The organism is Mycobacterium sp. pW045 (assembly GCF_041287085.1).
Classification (GTDB): Bacteria; Actinomycetota; Actinomycetes; order Mycobacteriales; family Mycobacteriaceae; genus Mycobacterium; species Mycobacterium algericum_A.
In genome coordinates, this window is the sequence record NZ_JBGGKU010000004.1 from 156,802 (window position 1) to 171,045 (window position 14,244).

The 14,244-nt window shown below is 68.8% G+C and carries 9 protein-coding genes and 1 pseudogene; 5 read left to right on the top strand and 5 right to left on the bottom strand.

All coding sequences use genetic code 11. The features are described 5' to 3' along the window. Positions 1-27: 27 nt before the first annotated feature. Positions 28-2,925 (top strand): MMPL family transporter, encoded by a 2,898-nt coding sequence (locus ACAG20_RS07825; RefSeq protein WP_370492177.1) that lies wholly within the window; start codon positions 28-30, stop codon positions 2,923-2,925. On the opposite strand, the gene ACAG20_RS07830 is transcribed toward ACAG20_RS07825, so the two are convergent. After that, positions 2,885-4,060: an AI-2E family transporter gene (locus ACAG20_RS07830; RefSeq protein ID WP_370492178.1), complete on the bottom strand. Its 1,176-nt coding sequence runs from the start codon at positions 4,058-4,060 to the stop codon at positions 2,885-2,887. The two genes, ACAG20_RS07825 and ACAG20_RS07830, sit on opposite strands and share 41 nt — an antisense overlap. A gap of 78 nt (positions 4,061-4,138) precedes the next feature. Here ACAG20_RS07830 and ACAG20_RS07835 point away from each other — a divergent pair, with 78 nt between their 5' ends. Further along, a complete protein-coding gene (locus tag ACAG20_RS07835) occupies positions 4,139-5,350 on the top strand; it encodes a YbhN family protein (protein WP_370492179.1) in 1,212 nt (403 codons plus the stop codon). Positions 5,351-5,366: 16 nt separating this feature from the next. Here ACAG20_RS07835 and ACAG20_RS07840 read toward each other — a convergent pair. Next, positions 5,367-5,720: pseudogene (locus ACAG20_RS07840) on the bottom strand (hemophore); the annotation flags it as partial. Positions 5,721-6,088: 368 nt separating this feature from the next. Here ACAG20_RS07840 and ACAG20_RS07845 point away from each other — a divergent pair. Then, positions 6,089-9,073: an MMPL family transporter gene (locus ACAG20_RS07845; protein WP_370492180.1), complete on the top strand. Its 2,985-nt coding sequence runs from the start codon at positions 6,089-6,091 to the stop codon at positions 9,071-9,073. Beyond that, the gene (locus ACAG20_RS07850; protein WP_112689186.1) at positions 9,070-9,561 is read left to right on the top strand and encodes a helix-turn-helix transcriptional regulator; all 492 of its coding nucleotides are present in this window, start codon (positions 9,070-9,072) and stop codon (positions 9,559-9,561) included. The genes ACAG20_RS07845 and ACAG20_RS07850 overlap by 4 nt, the downstream gene beginning before the upstream one ends. 6 nt (positions 9,562-9,567) lie before the next feature. Here ACAG20_RS07850 and ACAG20_RS07855 read toward each other — a convergent pair whose 3' ends face one another. Continuing rightward, on the bottom strand, positions 9,568-10,281 hold the full coding sequence (locus ACAG20_RS07855) for a hypothetical protein (protein WP_370492181.1): 714 nt from the start codon (positions 10,279-10,281) through the stop codon (positions 9,568-9,570). After that, positions 10,278-10,955 carry a hypothetical protein gene (locus ACAG20_RS07860; RefSeq protein WP_370492182.1) on the bottom strand — a complete coding sequence of 226 codons (678 nt, stop codon included), beginning with the start codon at positions 10,953-10,955 and terminating at the stop codon, positions 10,278-10,280. The genes ACAG20_RS07855 and ACAG20_RS07860 overlap by 4 nt, the downstream gene beginning before the upstream one ends. A 52-nt stretch (positions 10,956-11,007) precedes the next feature. Here ACAG20_RS07860 and ACAG20_RS07865 point away from each other — a divergent pair, with 52 nt between their 5' ends. After that, complete coding sequence (locus ACAG20_RS07865; protein WP_370492183.1) at positions 11,008-12,993, top strand: M13 family metallopeptidase; 1,986 nt, start codon at positions 11,008-11,010, stop codon at positions 12,991-12,993. Positions 12,994-13,029: 36 nt separating this feature from the next. Here the strand turns inward: ACAG20_RS07865 and ACAG20_RS07870 are convergent, their stop codons facing one another. Next, on the bottom strand, positions 13,030-14,172 hold the full coding sequence (locus ACAG20_RS07870; protein ID WP_370492184.1) for an Ig-like domain-containing protein: 1,143 nt from the start codon (positions 14,170-14,172) through the stop codon (positions 13,030-13,032). Between the last annotated feature and the right edge of the window lie 72 nt (positions 14,173-14,244).

Sequence of the window (14,244 nt, forward strand, 5' to 3'; positions counted from 1 at the left end):
CAACAGACTTTAGTGAGGAGCGTATAGGTGTTCGCCTGGTGGGGTCGAACTGTATACCGCTACCGGTTCATCGTAATCGGCGTGATGGTGGCGCTCTGCTTGGGCGGTGGGGTCTACGGCATGAGTCTGGGCGACCACGTCACCCAGAGTGGTTTTTACGACGACGGCAGTCAGTCGGTCAAGGCCTCGGTTCTCGGTGACGAGGTGTACGGCCGAGATCGCACCAGTCATGTGGTGGCGGTGTTCACCGCGCCGGAGGGCGAGACCGTCGACGACAAGGAGTGGTTCGACGAGATCAAGAACGGGCTGAACAAGGTCAAGGCCGATCACCCCGATCAGATCATGAGCTGGGTCGGCTACTTCACCAATCCCGAAGCGCTGGCCAACATGGCCGACTCGGCCAAGAAACACGCCTTCGCTTCGATCCAGATCGAGGGCGACGACGACGACACCATCCTCAAGAATTTCCAGACGGCCGAGCCCGACCTACAGAAACTCGACGACGGCAAGGTCGAACTCGGCGGCCTGCAGCCGATCGCCAGCGCACTGACCGGAACCATAGCCAGCGACCAGCAGCGCATGGAGGTGCTGGCCCTTCCGCTGGTGGCGGTGGTGTTGTTCTTCGTGTTCGGCGGGGTGATCGCCGCCAGCCTGCCGGTGATCGTCGGCGGTTTGAGTATCGCCGGGGCGACGGGCATCCTGCAGCTCACCACCCACTTCGGGCCGGTGCACTTCTTCGCCCAGCCGGTGGTCTCGCTGATCGGTCTGGGTATCGCGATCGACTACGGCCTGTTCGTGGTGAGCCGGTTCCGGGAGGAGATCGCCGAGGGCTACGACACCGAGGCCGCGGTCCGGCGCTCAGTGATGACCGCCGGGCGCACGGTGGTGTTCTCGGCGGTGCTGATCATCGTCTCCTGCGCCAGCCTGTTGGTGCTGCCGCAGGGTTTCGTGCACTCGTTGACCTATGCGTTCTTCGCCGCGGTGGGGCTGGCCGCGCTGCTGTCGATCACCCTGCTGCCGGCAATCCTGGGGGTGCTCGGCTCAAACGTCGACGCCCTGGGGGTCCGCACCCTCTACCGCATCCCATTCCTGCGGGACTGGGAGTTCTCCAACCGCATCATCGGCTGGTTCGCCGAGAAGACCCAGAAGACCAAGACCCGCGAAGAGGTCGAGGCCGGCTTCTGGGGCAAGCTGGTCAACTTCGTGATGAAGCGGCCGCTGGCGTTTGCGATCCCGATCGTGGTCGGATTGATCTTGCTGATCATTCCGCTGGGCAAGCTGACGTTCGGCGGGATGAGCGAGAAGTACCTGCCGCCGGATAACACCGCCCGGGTGGCCCAGGAGCACTTCGACGAGATCTTTCCCGGTTTCCGCACCGAGAAGCTGACGCTGGTGATCCAGAGCACCGCCGACAAGCCGGTGACCGATCAGCAGGTCGCCGACATCCGCAACCGCGCCATGGCGATCAGCGGGTTCGTCGAGCCGGACGACGACCCGGGCGAGATGTGGAAGGAACGCCCCTACCTGCCCGGTGCGTCGAAGGACCACAGCATCCGGGTGATTGAGAACGGACTGATCAACCGCAACGACGCGGCCCAGAAGATCAAGGCGCTGCGCGCCATGAGCACACCCAAGGGCCTCACCGTGCTGGTTGGCGGCACCCCCGCGCTTGAGCAGGACAGCATCCACGCGATGGTCGACAAGGGGCCACTGATGCTGGTGATCCTGCTGACCACCACCACCTTGTTGATGTTCCTGGCGTTCGGCTCATTGGTGCTGCCGTTGAAGGCGGCGGTGATGAGCGCGCTGACCATCGGGGCGACGATGGGAATCCTGACCTGGATGTTCGTCGACGGGCACGGCGCCGGGCTGCTGAATTTCACTCCCACACCGCTGATGGTGGTGGTGATCGCGCTGGTGGTGGCGGTCGGCTGGGGGCTGGCTACCGACTACGAGGTGTTCCTGGTGTCGCGGATGGTGGAGGCCCGAGAATCCGGGATGTCGACCACCGAAGCCATCCGGATCGGTACGGCGACCACCGGGCGGCTGATCACCGCTGCCGCCCTGATCCTCGCGGTGGTTGCCGCGTCGTTCGTGTTCTCCGACCTGGTGATGATGAAGTACCTGGCGTTCGGCCTGATGGCGGCGCTGCTGCTCGATGCCACCGTGATCCGGATGTTCCTGGTGCCGTCGGTGATGAAACTGCTCGGCGACGACTGCTGGTGGGCGCCGCGCTGGATGAAGCGGATCCAGCACCGGATCGGGCTGGGCGAGATCCGGCTGCCCGACGAGCGCAAGCGCAGGGTGAACCGGCCCAGCGCGCCGGCACCGCTTGTCACGACGCCGGCGGGCGCGGCCCCGGCGCGACCAGTGCACGACCCGACCCATCCCACCGCCGGTGGTCAGGCCCGGCCACGGGCGACTGAGCAGCTGCCGACGCGGCCCGTGACGGGCAGCCCGTCGGGCGCCCGGACCAACCGGATCAACGCCGGGCCTCCTGAGGCGCCGACCACGCGGTTCCAGGCGGCTGATCCGGTGACCGAGCGGGTCGAGTCCCCCGCCGAGGGTCCGGCCGGTGGAGACCGCGAAATCGAGTCCTGGCTGGGCGAGCTGCGCGGCGGCCGCGATGCGGGATCGCCACGCTCGCGCGGCCGGCAGGATTCGGCCGAACCGCGGCCGTCCGACGAGCGGACGCGGTCGTTGCCCAAACCCGGCGGCCCCCCGGAGGACACCGAGAACGCCCCCACCACCGCCATCCCGGTTCAGAGCGACCCGGACAGTCCGGCGACCGAGAAACTCACCGCCCCCCGCGACCAGGAGGGCAAGGGCGATAAGGGCGACAAGAGCGGCGACAATCCGCAGCGACGCGGCGCCGCCGGTGGTCTCAGTGCGGCGGAGTTGCTGCGCCGGGAGGGCCGGTACTGATCTCCTCCTCGGGCGCCGCATCGCCCCCGGGTTCGCCATCCTGCTCGGGCGTCGCATCCTCCTCCGGCGCCGCATCTTCGGCATCGTGCGGGGCGACCAGTACCCGCACCGCCCGGTCGATGAACGCGATCGTCGGGACGGCCAGCAGCGCGCCGACGATACCGGCCAGGATCGCCCCGGTGGAGATGCCCAGCACCACCGCCAGCGGGTGGATCGACATGGCGCGGCCCATTACCAGCGGCTGCAGCACATGGGCCTCGAGCTGGTTGACGGCGATGATCAGGCCCAGGGTGATCAACGCATAGATCCAGCCCTTGGCTATCAGGGCGACCAGCACCGCCAACAGTCCGGTGAGCACCGCACCCACCAGCGGAATGAAAGCTCCCAGGAAGACCAGGGATGCCAACGGCAACGCCAACGGCACGGCCATGACGGCCAGACCTATGCCGATCCCGACGGCGTCCACCAGCGCCACCAGGAAGGTCGCCCGGATGTAGCCGATCAGCGACTCAAAGCCGGCGACCCCGGCCGCGTGCACCTTGGCCCGCACGTCACTGGGGAAGAACCGGACGGTGAACCGCCAGATGTCGCGGCCGCCGTAGAGGAAGAAGATCAGCGTGAACAGCACGACGAACGCACCGGTGAAGATCTTGGTGATGGTCTCGGCCGTCGACAACGCGCCGCTGGTCAGCTTGGCCTGATTGTTGCGCAGCTCGGTGATCACGGTGGCGCCGGCCTTGTCGATCTGGTCGCCGCTCAGGTGCAGTGGGCCTTCGATCAGCCAGTGTTGTGTCGAGTTGACCATCTGGGTGACCTGCTCGACCAGCTCGGGCAGGCCGTCGATGAACTCGTCGATCACGAAGCTCAGCAGCGCGGCCAGCACCGCCACGCCGGTGAGCAACAGCAGGAACACCGCCAGGCCGCGGGGGACGCCGGCCCGGTCCAGCCGGTCCACACCGGGCAGCAGCAACGCCGACATCATCATCGCCAGCGCCACCGGGACGACGATGACTTCGAGCCGTCGGGCGATCAGCAGGACCACCAATGCCGCGGCGAACAACACCAGCAGGCGCCAGGCCCAGGCTGTCGCCTTGCGCACGGTCGGGTGGACGGATTCGGCTGCGCTGGCTGACATTCCGGTAGCGTAACGATGCCGCAGCGAGCGCACATACTGTAGCCGGATATCGCTGTCACGCGGCTAACCTCTAATTCCGTGTCGCACCACGTAATCGCCGTCCCGGCCGGGGCCCCGCAACGTCCGGCCGGTGCCCGCAGCTGGGTGCGTCCGGTCATCGCCGGTCTGGTCGCAGTGGTGCTGACGGTTGAGATCGTGCTGGTGTGGGACCAGCTCGCCACGGCGTGGGCCAGTCTGTGGCGCGCCGACAGCCGCTGGCTGTTCGGCGCGATCCTGGCGGCGGCAGCATCTATGCACAGCTTCGCGCAGATCCAGCGCACCCTGCTGCGCTCGGCCGGGGTGCACGTCACGCAGTGGCGATCCGAGGCGGCGTTTTACGCCGCCAACTCGCTGAGCACCACGCTGCCCGGCGGCCCGGTACTGTCGACCACCTTCCTGTACCGCCAACAGCGACGCTGGGGCGCTTCGCCGGTGGTGGCGTCGTGGCAGCTGGTGATGTCGGGGGTGTTGCAGGCGGTCGGGCTGGCGCTGTTGGGCCTGGGGGGCGCCTTTCTGCTGGGTGCACGCGACAATCCGTTCTCGCTGCTGTTCACCCTCGGTGGCTTCGTCGCGCTGCTGCTGCTGGCCCAGGCGGTCGCGTCGCGTCCGGAGTTGATCGACGGCATCGGGGTACGCGTCCTGTGCTGGTTCAACTCGGTGCGCGACAAGCCCGCCGACACCGGCGTGGCGACCTGGCGCCGAATGCTGGGGCAACTGGAGTCTGTCAGCCTGGGCCGCCGGGACGCGTCGACGGCATTCGGCTGGTCGTTGTTCAACTGGATCGCCGACGTCGCCTGCTTGGCGTGCGCGGCCTACGCCACCGGCGGCAGCGCGTCGGTGGCCGGTTTGACGGTGGCCTATGCCGCCGCCCGCGCCGCGGGAACGATTCCGCTGATCCCGGGCGGACTGCTGGTCGTGGAGGCCGTATTGGTCCCGGGCCTGGTGTCCAGCGGCTTGAGCTGGCCGGATGCCATCTCCGCGGTGCTGATCTACCGGATGATCAGCTGGCTGCTCGTCGGCGCCGTCGGGTGGGTGCTGTTCTTCTTCGTCTTCCGCACCCAGGACCCAGGCTGCCGGGACACTCCCGGTTGCGAAACCGCGGTCAGCGAACCGCGACCGGTTGGGTCACTCCCCCGGCCGGCGGACCGCTCACTGGCAGGCCGCCGCCGGGCAGGCCTCCCGGCAGGCCGCCGGGCAGGCCCCCCTGAGCCTGGGCGGCCTGCAGCAGCCCGAGCACCTGCGGCAGGTTGACCGCCAGCTTGCACCGGTCGCTCACCTCGGTCACCGGTGCGGTGATCTTGGCCAGGTCGTCGCCGACCTTCGGATTGGCGTCGAAGTAGCTCTTGAGGTCCGCCAGCGTCTGCGGGCCGGGCTGTTGCTGCAGCGCCCCGGTCAGCACCTGGTTGGTGTCCGGGTGGGAGTCGAGGTAGTCGCCGGCCGAGGTGACGGCCTTGCCGACGGTCCGGGCGAGCTCGCTGGCCACACAGGGATCCTTGGATGCGGTCGCCGACGGCGCCGACGGCCCCGACAGCAGGGCGCCGGTCGCGGCGCCGGCCACCGACAGGGCGGCGACGGCACCGAGGGTCCGGGTGCGAAGCAGGACGGCACGAGCGGTGTTCACGAATTCTCCTCACAACTGGTGAGATTTCCGGGCGGTTCCGCCACGTTGCGGAGGCGTCGGCTGGTCGGATGGGCGGGACGTCTCCCGGCACCAGCGGCAGGATCGGACGGTGTCGTCGTCGCCGGATCTCCTGCTCGCGGAACCGCACCGCTCGCCGTATCCGGCGGGACCGCCCGCCATCCTGTCAGCATCGGCAGTACGCCGCCACCCGAGCGCACGTCGGCCTGGTCACAGTGCGGTTCCCGGACCGCATCGGACCAGCTCAGAGGCGACGAGAAAGCGCCGGCGCCACTGCTTGCTGCGGTAGGCTCGCAACACGCGACGCACCGGTGCGGGCGAGAGCGGGGAGAACCGAAATCCAGCAGTTCATGATGCGCTTCAGCAGCAACCTGCGCAGATTCCGCTGGGTGGTCTTCACAGGTTGGTTTCTGGCTGTGCTGCCATCGCTCTATTTGGCCGCCAACCACTCCGGTCAACTCACCGGCGGGGGCTTCGAGGTCGAGGGGTCGCAGTCGCTGTATGTGCAGTATCAACTCGAGGATCACTTCCCCGACCAGGGCGCCTCGCCGCTGGCCCTGGTGGCGGCTCCGCGCGCGGACGCCACCTACCACGACATGCAGGACGCCGTCGCGCTGATGCAGCGTGTCGCCGGCGAGGTGCCCAGCGTGACGGTGGTTCCCGATCAGCGGCAGCCGCCGCCGCGTCCCGACCGGCCCTATGTGGTGTCGCTGCGAGTGGACTTCGACAACACCGGCGCGGTCGACATCGCCAAGAAGCTGCGCGCCAAGCTGGGCGTGGAAGGCGAACACCCCGGCCGGATCGAGAACGGTTCGGTGAACCTGTATGTGATCGGGCAGGGCGCCCTGGGGGCCGCGGCGTCGGCCAAGACCAAGCAGGACATCGCGGCGGCCGAACAGTGGAACATGCCGATCGTGCTGATCGTGTTGCTGGCCGTGTTCGGCTCCCTGGCGGCCGCCGCCATCCCGCTGGCCCTCGGGATCGGCACGGTGATCGTCACGATGGGGCTGGTCTATCTGCTGTCGATGTTCACCACGATGTCGGTGTTCGTCACCTCGACGGTGTCGATGTTCGGCATTGCGCTGGCGATCGACTATTCGCTGTTCATCCTGATGCGCTACCGCGAAGAACTGCGGGCCGGCCGCCAACCGCAGGAGGCGGCCGACGCCGCGATGGCGACATCCGGGCTGGCGGTGGTGCTGTCCGGCCTGACCGTGGTGGCGTCGCTGACCGGTATCTATCTGATCAACACCCCGGTGCTGGTGTCGATGGCCACCGGCGCGATCCTGGCCGTCTCCGTCGCGGTGCTGGCGGCGGTCAGCCTCACTCCGGCGGTGCTGGCCGTGTTCGGCCGCCCGGTGGCCAAACGGTCGGCACTGCTGAACTGGTCGCGCAGCCCGGCCGCCCAGTCCCGGTTCTGGACCCGCTGGACGGCCTGGGTGATGCGCCGCCCGTGGGTGTCGGCACTGCTGGCCGCCGGATTCCTGCTGACGCTGGCGGCGCCGGCGCTGTCGCTGGAACAGGGCAACAGCATGCTGCGGCAGTTCGACTCCTCCCACGAGATCCGGGGCGGGGTGGCCGCGGCGGCCCAGGCGCTGGGTCCGGGTGCGTTGGGGCCGGTCCGGGTGCTGGTCACCATTCCCGGCGCGAACGCCTCGGCACCCTCGCATGCCGAAACGTTCGCCGCGGTCCGCCGGGAGATGACCCGGGCGCCCAATATCGCCTCGGTCTCGCCTCCGGTCTTCGGCGACGACGACAGCAGCGGCCTGCTGTCGGCGGTGCTGTCGGTGGACCCGGAGGACATGGCCGCCCGCGAGACCATCGACTGGATGCGCGAACACCTGCCGGCGGCGGCCGGTTCGCCGTCGGCGCGGGTGGACGTCGGCGGGCCGACGGCGTTGATCAAGGATTTCGACGACCGGGTCGCGGCGACCGAACCGCTGGTACTGGTGTTCGTGGCGCTGATCGCGTTCGTGATGCTGTTGATCTCGATCCAGTCGGTGTTTCTGGCGTTCAAGGGCGTCGTGATGACGGTGCTGTCGGTGGGGGCCGCCTACGGAAGCCTGGTGATCGTGTTCCAGTGGGGCTGGCTGGAGCGGTTCGGGCTGACACCGACCGGGTCGGTCGACAGCTTCATCCCACCGATCGTGCTGGCGATGACGTTCGGGCTGTCGATGGACTACGAGATCTTCCTGCTGACCAGGATCCGGGAACGCTTCCTGCAGTCCGGCAACACCCATGACGCCGTCGCCCACGGCGTGAGCACCAGTGCGCGCACCATCACCAGCGCCGCGCTGATCATGATCGCGGTGTTCACCGGCTTCGCGTTTGCCGGGATGCCGCTGGTCGCCGAGTTGGGGGTGGCCTGTGCGGTGGCGATCGCGGTGGACGCCACGGTGGTGCGGCTGGTGCTGGTGCCGGCGCTGATGGCGATTTTCGCGGAATGGAACTGGTGGCTGCCGCGCTGGCTGGCCTGGCTGCTGCCGTCGGTGGACTTCGAAAAGCCGCTGCCCACAGTGGATCTCGGTGATGTGGTGATGATTCCCGATGACATCTCCGCGCTGATCACCCCCAGTGCCGATCTGCGGGCGGTGGTGAAGTCGGCGGCCCGGCTCAAGGAACTGGTTCCCGACGCGGTCTGCGTCGGCGACCCGCTGGCGCTGCGAGGCTGCGGTATGGCCGAGGTGGCCACCAGCAAGATCGAAGCGCTGCCGGTAGCTGCGGCGGCCGCGCCCGGCGGCGGCAAGGCGGTGGGCAACGCGCTGGCCAAGCTGGCCGGCGGCTGGCCGTCTCGCGGCGGTGGCGGCCGGGCCCTGCCCCGGGCGATTCGGCCGGTGCATCCCGTCACCGTGTGGCGGCGCCGGCTCGCGGTGGCCCTTGACGCGCTGGAGACCGAGTCCTGGGTGGCGAACGAGATCGGATTCGAGGGCCCGGTGTTGACCCGCTGCCGCCCGATGGAGACCGCGGCGGTCCAGCTGCCGACCGGCGACCGCCTGCAGGTCCCCACCTGCGCCGAGACGCTGCGCCTCAAGGGGTACCTGCTGATGTCGCGCAACAGCCCGCGGGACTACCGCGAACTGGCCGAGCTCGTCGACGTGCTCGACCCGCAAACCGTTGCTGCGGCACTTCGCGGTGTCGACAGGTATTACGCTGGGCAACCAGCCGACCGCCAATGGATGGCCACGCAGCTGATCTGTCGGCTCGCCGACCCGGAACCGGTCGAACGCGACGTGGACGACTCCGGCGACGGTGCGCCCCCGGCCGGAACGGACTGGGACCACGTCCGGGCGCGCTGCCTGGCGGTTGCGGTGTCGATGCTGGAGGAGGCGAGGTGACGTTGGCCCCGGACCGACGCCGTGCACCGCAGCCACCCCGGTCCGGCAGCACCGACCGGCCGGTGGAGTTCTGGTCGACGTCGGCCATCCGCGCCGCACTGCAGACCGGCGACATCGCCACCTGGCAGCTCATCGTGGTGGCACTCAAGCGCGACCCGTACGGGCGCACCGCCCGGCAGGTTGAAGAAGTCCTGGCGGGTACCGGGCCCTACGGCATCTCCAAGGCGCTGTCGGAGGTGCTGACCCGCGCCCGGGCCCACCTGGAGGCCAACGAGCGCGCCGAGGTCGCCCGCCACGTGCGAGTGCTGATCGAGCGGTCGGGCCTGAGCCAGGAGGAGTTCTGCTCGCGGGCCGGCGTACCCGCCGACACGCTGCGCGAGTACCTCGACGGCACCGTCAGCCCGCCGGCCTCGCTGATGATCCGGATGCGCCGACTGTCGGACCGGTTCGTCAAACTGCAGCCTCGCGGCGCACCCGACGTGCTGTAGCCGGTATCAGCGAGCGTGGATCGGTGACATCTCCAGCACCATCCACTGGCCGCCGCGCTTGGTCAGGGTCACCCGCACCGGTACCACCGCCTGCTTGACCTGCTGGTTCGCCACGGTCTGAACGCTGCGCAGCACCACCGCGACCCGAGCCGCCGACGGACCGAGCGCCTCGACGCCGGCACTGAGGTTCTGCGCGTCGACCGCGATGTTGCGGTTGGCCATCTCGGTGGCGGTCCGGCCGATGCTTTCCCGGAAGGCGTTGACCCGGTCCGGGACCATGAACGCCGCCGCCTTCTCGATCGACGCCTCCGGGTTGGCGGGCGACACCGTCGCCGCGGCCTCGGCCATGGCGACCGCCGTCTTGACCACCTCGCCGGAGTCCGCCTCCAGCTCCTGGTCCGGCACCGTCCAGCGCAGGTACCCGAGCACCGCCGCGGCCACCAGCGCCGAGGCGGCCAGGGCGACCACCCCCATGCGAAGGCCCGGCCGGTCGTCGTCGGTGCCGACCGTGACGGCATCGCGACGCAGCAGCAGGAAGTTCACCACCATGCCCTCGACGATCAGCAGCACCAGCACCGAGCAGACCGACACCCACCACAGCGGCCAGTCGAGCATCAGCCCGACCAGCAGCAGGCCGCCGATCGCGGCCAGCGGCGCGGCGATGTCGAAGGTCAGCACCCGCCACAGCGTTCGCGACTTCAGGAGTCCCAGCTTGCTCATCGGATCGACCTCAATCGGGAAATCATCAGGTGCCCGTCCACGTCGGTGACGTCGAGGTGCAGCGCCCAGTGCACGGTCTGCGGTCGGCCCCCCACGTTCTCGGCGATCGAGGTGGCGATCACCATCACCGGGTCGGTGCGGCCGGGACTCTGCGGCTCGTCGTTCCCCGCGGCCGGGTCGTCGAGGTTCTGGCGCTCCAACTCGATGGCGACCGCCTCGATCCGGCCACTGCTACGGGACTGGATCTTCTGCACCACATCCCGGTAGGGCTCCAGCGCGGCGTCGAACTCGCTGTTGAGTTCGCCGACAGTCTTGTCGCGCAGCCGCGCCATCCCCTTCTCGACGTTCTCGGCATTGAGGTTGATCAGCACGCTGGTCCAACTGGCGGCGGTCTGCAGCACCCGGCTGCGATAGGCACGCTCGTCGACGTCGTCGCGGTGCATGCTCCAGGTGATCAGGCCGAACACCAGCGCGCCGATCGCGACCAGGCCGAGGAACACCGATGCCAGTCCGTAACCAGAGATGCCACCCTTGGGCGCCTTGGCCGCCGGCGGGGCGCCCTTCTTGGTGGCGGATTTCGGGTCGTCCCGGGGCGTGTCGACGGTGGTCTCGCCGGGTTCGACGACTTCGTCGTCCGCTGCGGTGGAGGTGTCGGGCTGCTCCTCGTCAGGCATGGCCGTGACGCTACAGGACGGCTGTACGGTTCGCCGTGAAAGGATGGGCCCGATGACCTCACCAGCCCTTCGTTCCGGCCTTGACCTCAGCCACCTCGACAGCACCATCCGCGTGCAGGACGACCTGTTCGGTCATGTCAACGGCCGCTGGCTCGACGGCTACCAGATGCCGCCGGACCGTGCCACCGACGGAGCGTTCCGCGCCCTGTTCGACCGGGCCGAGCGCCAGGTCCGCGATCTGCTCGTCCGGGCCGCCGAATCGGACGCGGCACCCGGCACCGATGAGCGCCGGATCGGTGATCTGTATGCCAGCTTCCTCGACGAACAGACCGTGGCCGAGCGGGGGGTGGAACCGCTGCTGGCGGAGCTTTCCGCGATCGACGGCGCAACTGACCGTGACACCCTCGCGCGGGTGCTGGGCGTATGTCAGCGCACCGGGGTGGGCGGCGGCGTCGGCCTGTATGTGGACACCGACTCCAAGGACTCCACCCGTTATCTGCTGCACCTGACCCAGTCGGGTCTCGGGTTGCCGGACGAGTCCTACTACCGCGACGACCAGCACGCCGAGATCCTGGCCGACTACCCGGGCCACATCGCCGCCATGTTCGCGCTCGTCTACGGCGGCGAGCCGAGCGAATACGCCGCGGTCGCGGCCCGGATCGTCGCGCTGGAGACCAGATTGGCCGGCGCGCACTGGGACGTGGTGAAGCGCCGCGACGCGGAGCTGGGCTACAACCTGCGCAGCTTCGCCGGGCTGCCGCAGGAGGCACCCGGGTTCGACTGGGCGGGCTGGGTCGGCGCCCTCGGTGTCGCCGGGGATGTCGCGGCCGAACTGGTGGTACGCCAGCCCGACTATCTGACGGCGTTCGCCGCGCTGTGGTCCTCGGTCGACCTCGCCGATTGGCAGGACTGGGCGCGCTGGCGGCTGATTCACGGCCGCGCCGGGATCCTCACCGATGAGCTGGTCGCCGAGGATTTCGAATTCTACGGTCGACGACTGTCGGGCACCGAACAGATCAGGGAGCGGTGGAAGCGCGGCGTGTCCCTGGTGGAATCACTGATGGGTGACGCCGTCGGACGACTTTACGTGGCAAAGCATTTCCCACCGGACGCCAAGGCCCGCATCGATGCGCTGGTCGCCAATCTGCGGGAGGCCTACCGGGTGAGCATCACTGGGCTGGCCTGGATGACGCCGCAGACCCGGGAGCGGGCACTGGCCAAGCTGGACAAGTTCACCGCCAAGGTCGGCTACCCCGCCAACTGGCGCGACTATTCGGCGCTGGTCACCGATCGCGCCGACCTGTACGGCAACTTCCTGCGCGGCTACGCGGTCAACTACGACCGTGAACTGGCGAAGCTGGGCTCCCCGGTCGACCGTGACGAATGGTTCATGACGCCGCAGACCGTCAACGCCTACTACAACCCGGGAATGAACGAGATCGTCTTCCCGGCCGCGATCCTGCAGCCGCCGTTCTTCGACGCCGACGCCGACGACGCCGCCAACTACGGCGGGATCGGCGCGGTGATCGGCCACGAGATCGGGCACGGGTTCGACGATCAGGGCGCCAAGTACGACGGCGACGGAAACCTGATCGACTGGTGGACTGACGCCGACCGCAGCGAGTTCGCTTCCCGCACAAGGGCGTTGATCGACCAGTACGAGACATATGTGCCGCGTGCACTGGACGCCGACCGGCACGTCAACGGTGCGTTCACCGTCGGGGAGAACATCGGGGATCTCGGCGGGCTTTCGATCGCCCTGCTCGCGTATCAGTTGTCGCTGGACGGCGCCGAGGCGCCGGTGATCGACGGGCTGACCGGAGTGCAGCGCGTCTTCTACGGCTGGGCGCAGGTGTGGCGCACCAAATCCCGTGACGCCGAGGCGATCCGGCGGCTGGCGGTCGACCCGCATTCGCCGCCGGAGTTCCGCTGCAACGGGGTGGTGCGCAACATGGACGCGTTCTACGAGGCGTTCGGCGTCACGCCCGACGACGCGCTGTATCTGGAACCGGAACAGCGCGTCCGCATCTGGAACTGACCCGGGCCGGTTCTACCGGCGAGCAGAAGGGTACCGCTACATCTGCCAGTCTTGGGCGCCGTCGTTCTTGGTGTAGGTGCCGACGGAGTTCTTCACCACGACCGGGTCGCCGCTGCCGAAGTTGTCGTAGAACCACTTGGCGTTGGCCGGGCTCAGGTTGATGCAGCCGTGGCTGACATTGCGCTTGCCCTGGTCATTGACCGACCACGGGGCGCTGTGCACGAAGCCGCCGCTGTTGTCGATGCGGACCGCATCCTGCACCGTCACCTTGTAGCCGTAGGTGGAGTTGATCGGCACCCCGTAGGTGGAGGAGTCCATCACCACGGTGGGGAACTTCTCCAGCACGTAGTAGGTGCCGTTGGGGGTCTCGTGCCCGCCGGTCGACATACCCATCGACATCGGGAATGTCTTCTCCAGCTTGCCGTTGCGGGTGATCGTCATCTGATGTGTCTTGTCGTCGGCGGTGGCCACCAACGAGTCGCCGGTGCGGAAGCTCGACTTGGTGCCGGCCGCGTCGATGGTGACGGTGGTGTGGGCGGGCCAGAAGTTGAACGGGCGCCACCGGACCTGGCTGGGAGTCATCCAGTAGAACTTGCCGGGCACCGGCGGGTTCGACGAGATGTGGATGGCCTGCTCGGCCATCGCCTTGTCCGCAATCGGCCGCTGGAAGTTGATGATGATCGGCTTGGCGACGCCCACCATCGACCCGTCCAGCGGGTTGAACGACGGCGGCAGGAACGGCGGGGTGCCGGTGAACGGCTCGGGGTTCTGCCCGGCCACCGGCCCGGCCGCAACCGGTACCGCACCCGCCTGTGCCGCACCCGGCTCACCGGGCTCACCAGGCTCACCCGGTGCGGCACCCGGCTCACCCGGGGCGGCACCCGGCTCACCCGGAGCGGCACCCGGCACCGGCGGCGCCGGCGGGGCGGGCTCCGGCGGAGGCGGGAACGCGAACGGGTCCGCGGGCGGCGGGGGCGGAGCGAACGGGTCCGGCGGAGGCGGCAATTCCGCCGCGGCGGGTGGCGCGGCCGGATCGATCGGGCCGGCATCCACCGCCGCCGGGTCGCCGGGCTGCTGCGGCGGGTCGGCCAGCGCCGCTCCGCAGCCCAGGGTGAGCACCGCGGCCATTCCCGCGGTGGACAGCCAGGCTCCGAGACCCACGAGCTTCCATCCCGACATGTGTGTACCTCCGGTCACAAATCTTGGTTTCAAGTGTGGCACAGGCCCACTGTCAGCTAACTCGTGCAGCGA

What these genes read in the sequence shown, in the direction of transcription:
- ACAG20_RS07830 (WP_370492178.1), bottom strand. Translation starts at nt 4,060, where the DNA reads ATGTCAGCCAGCGCAGCCGAATCCGTCCACCCGACCGTGCGCAAGGCG.
- ACAG20_RS07870 (WP_370492184.1), bottom strand. Translation starts at nt 14,172, where the DNA reads ATGTCGGGATGGAAGCTCGTGGGTCTCGGAGCCTGGCTGTCCACCGCG.
- ACAG20_RS07855 (WP_370492181.1), bottom strand. Translation starts at nt 10,281, where the DNA reads ATGAGCAAGCTGGGACTCCTGAAGTCGCGAACGCTGTGGCGGGTGCTG.
- ACAG20_RS07845 (WP_370492180.1), top strand. Translation starts at nt 6,089, where the DNA reads ATGATGCGCTTCAGCAGCAACCTGCGCAGATTCCGCTGGGTGGTCTTC.
- ACAG20_RS07860 (WP_370492182.1), bottom strand. Translation starts at nt 10,955, where the DNA reads ATGCCTGACGAGGAGCAGCCCGACACCTCCACCGCAGCGGACGACGAA.
- ACAG20_RS07865 (WP_370492183.1), top strand. Translation starts at nt 11,008, where the DNA reads ATGACCTCACCAGCCCTTCGTTCCGGCCTTGACCTCAGCCACCTCGAC.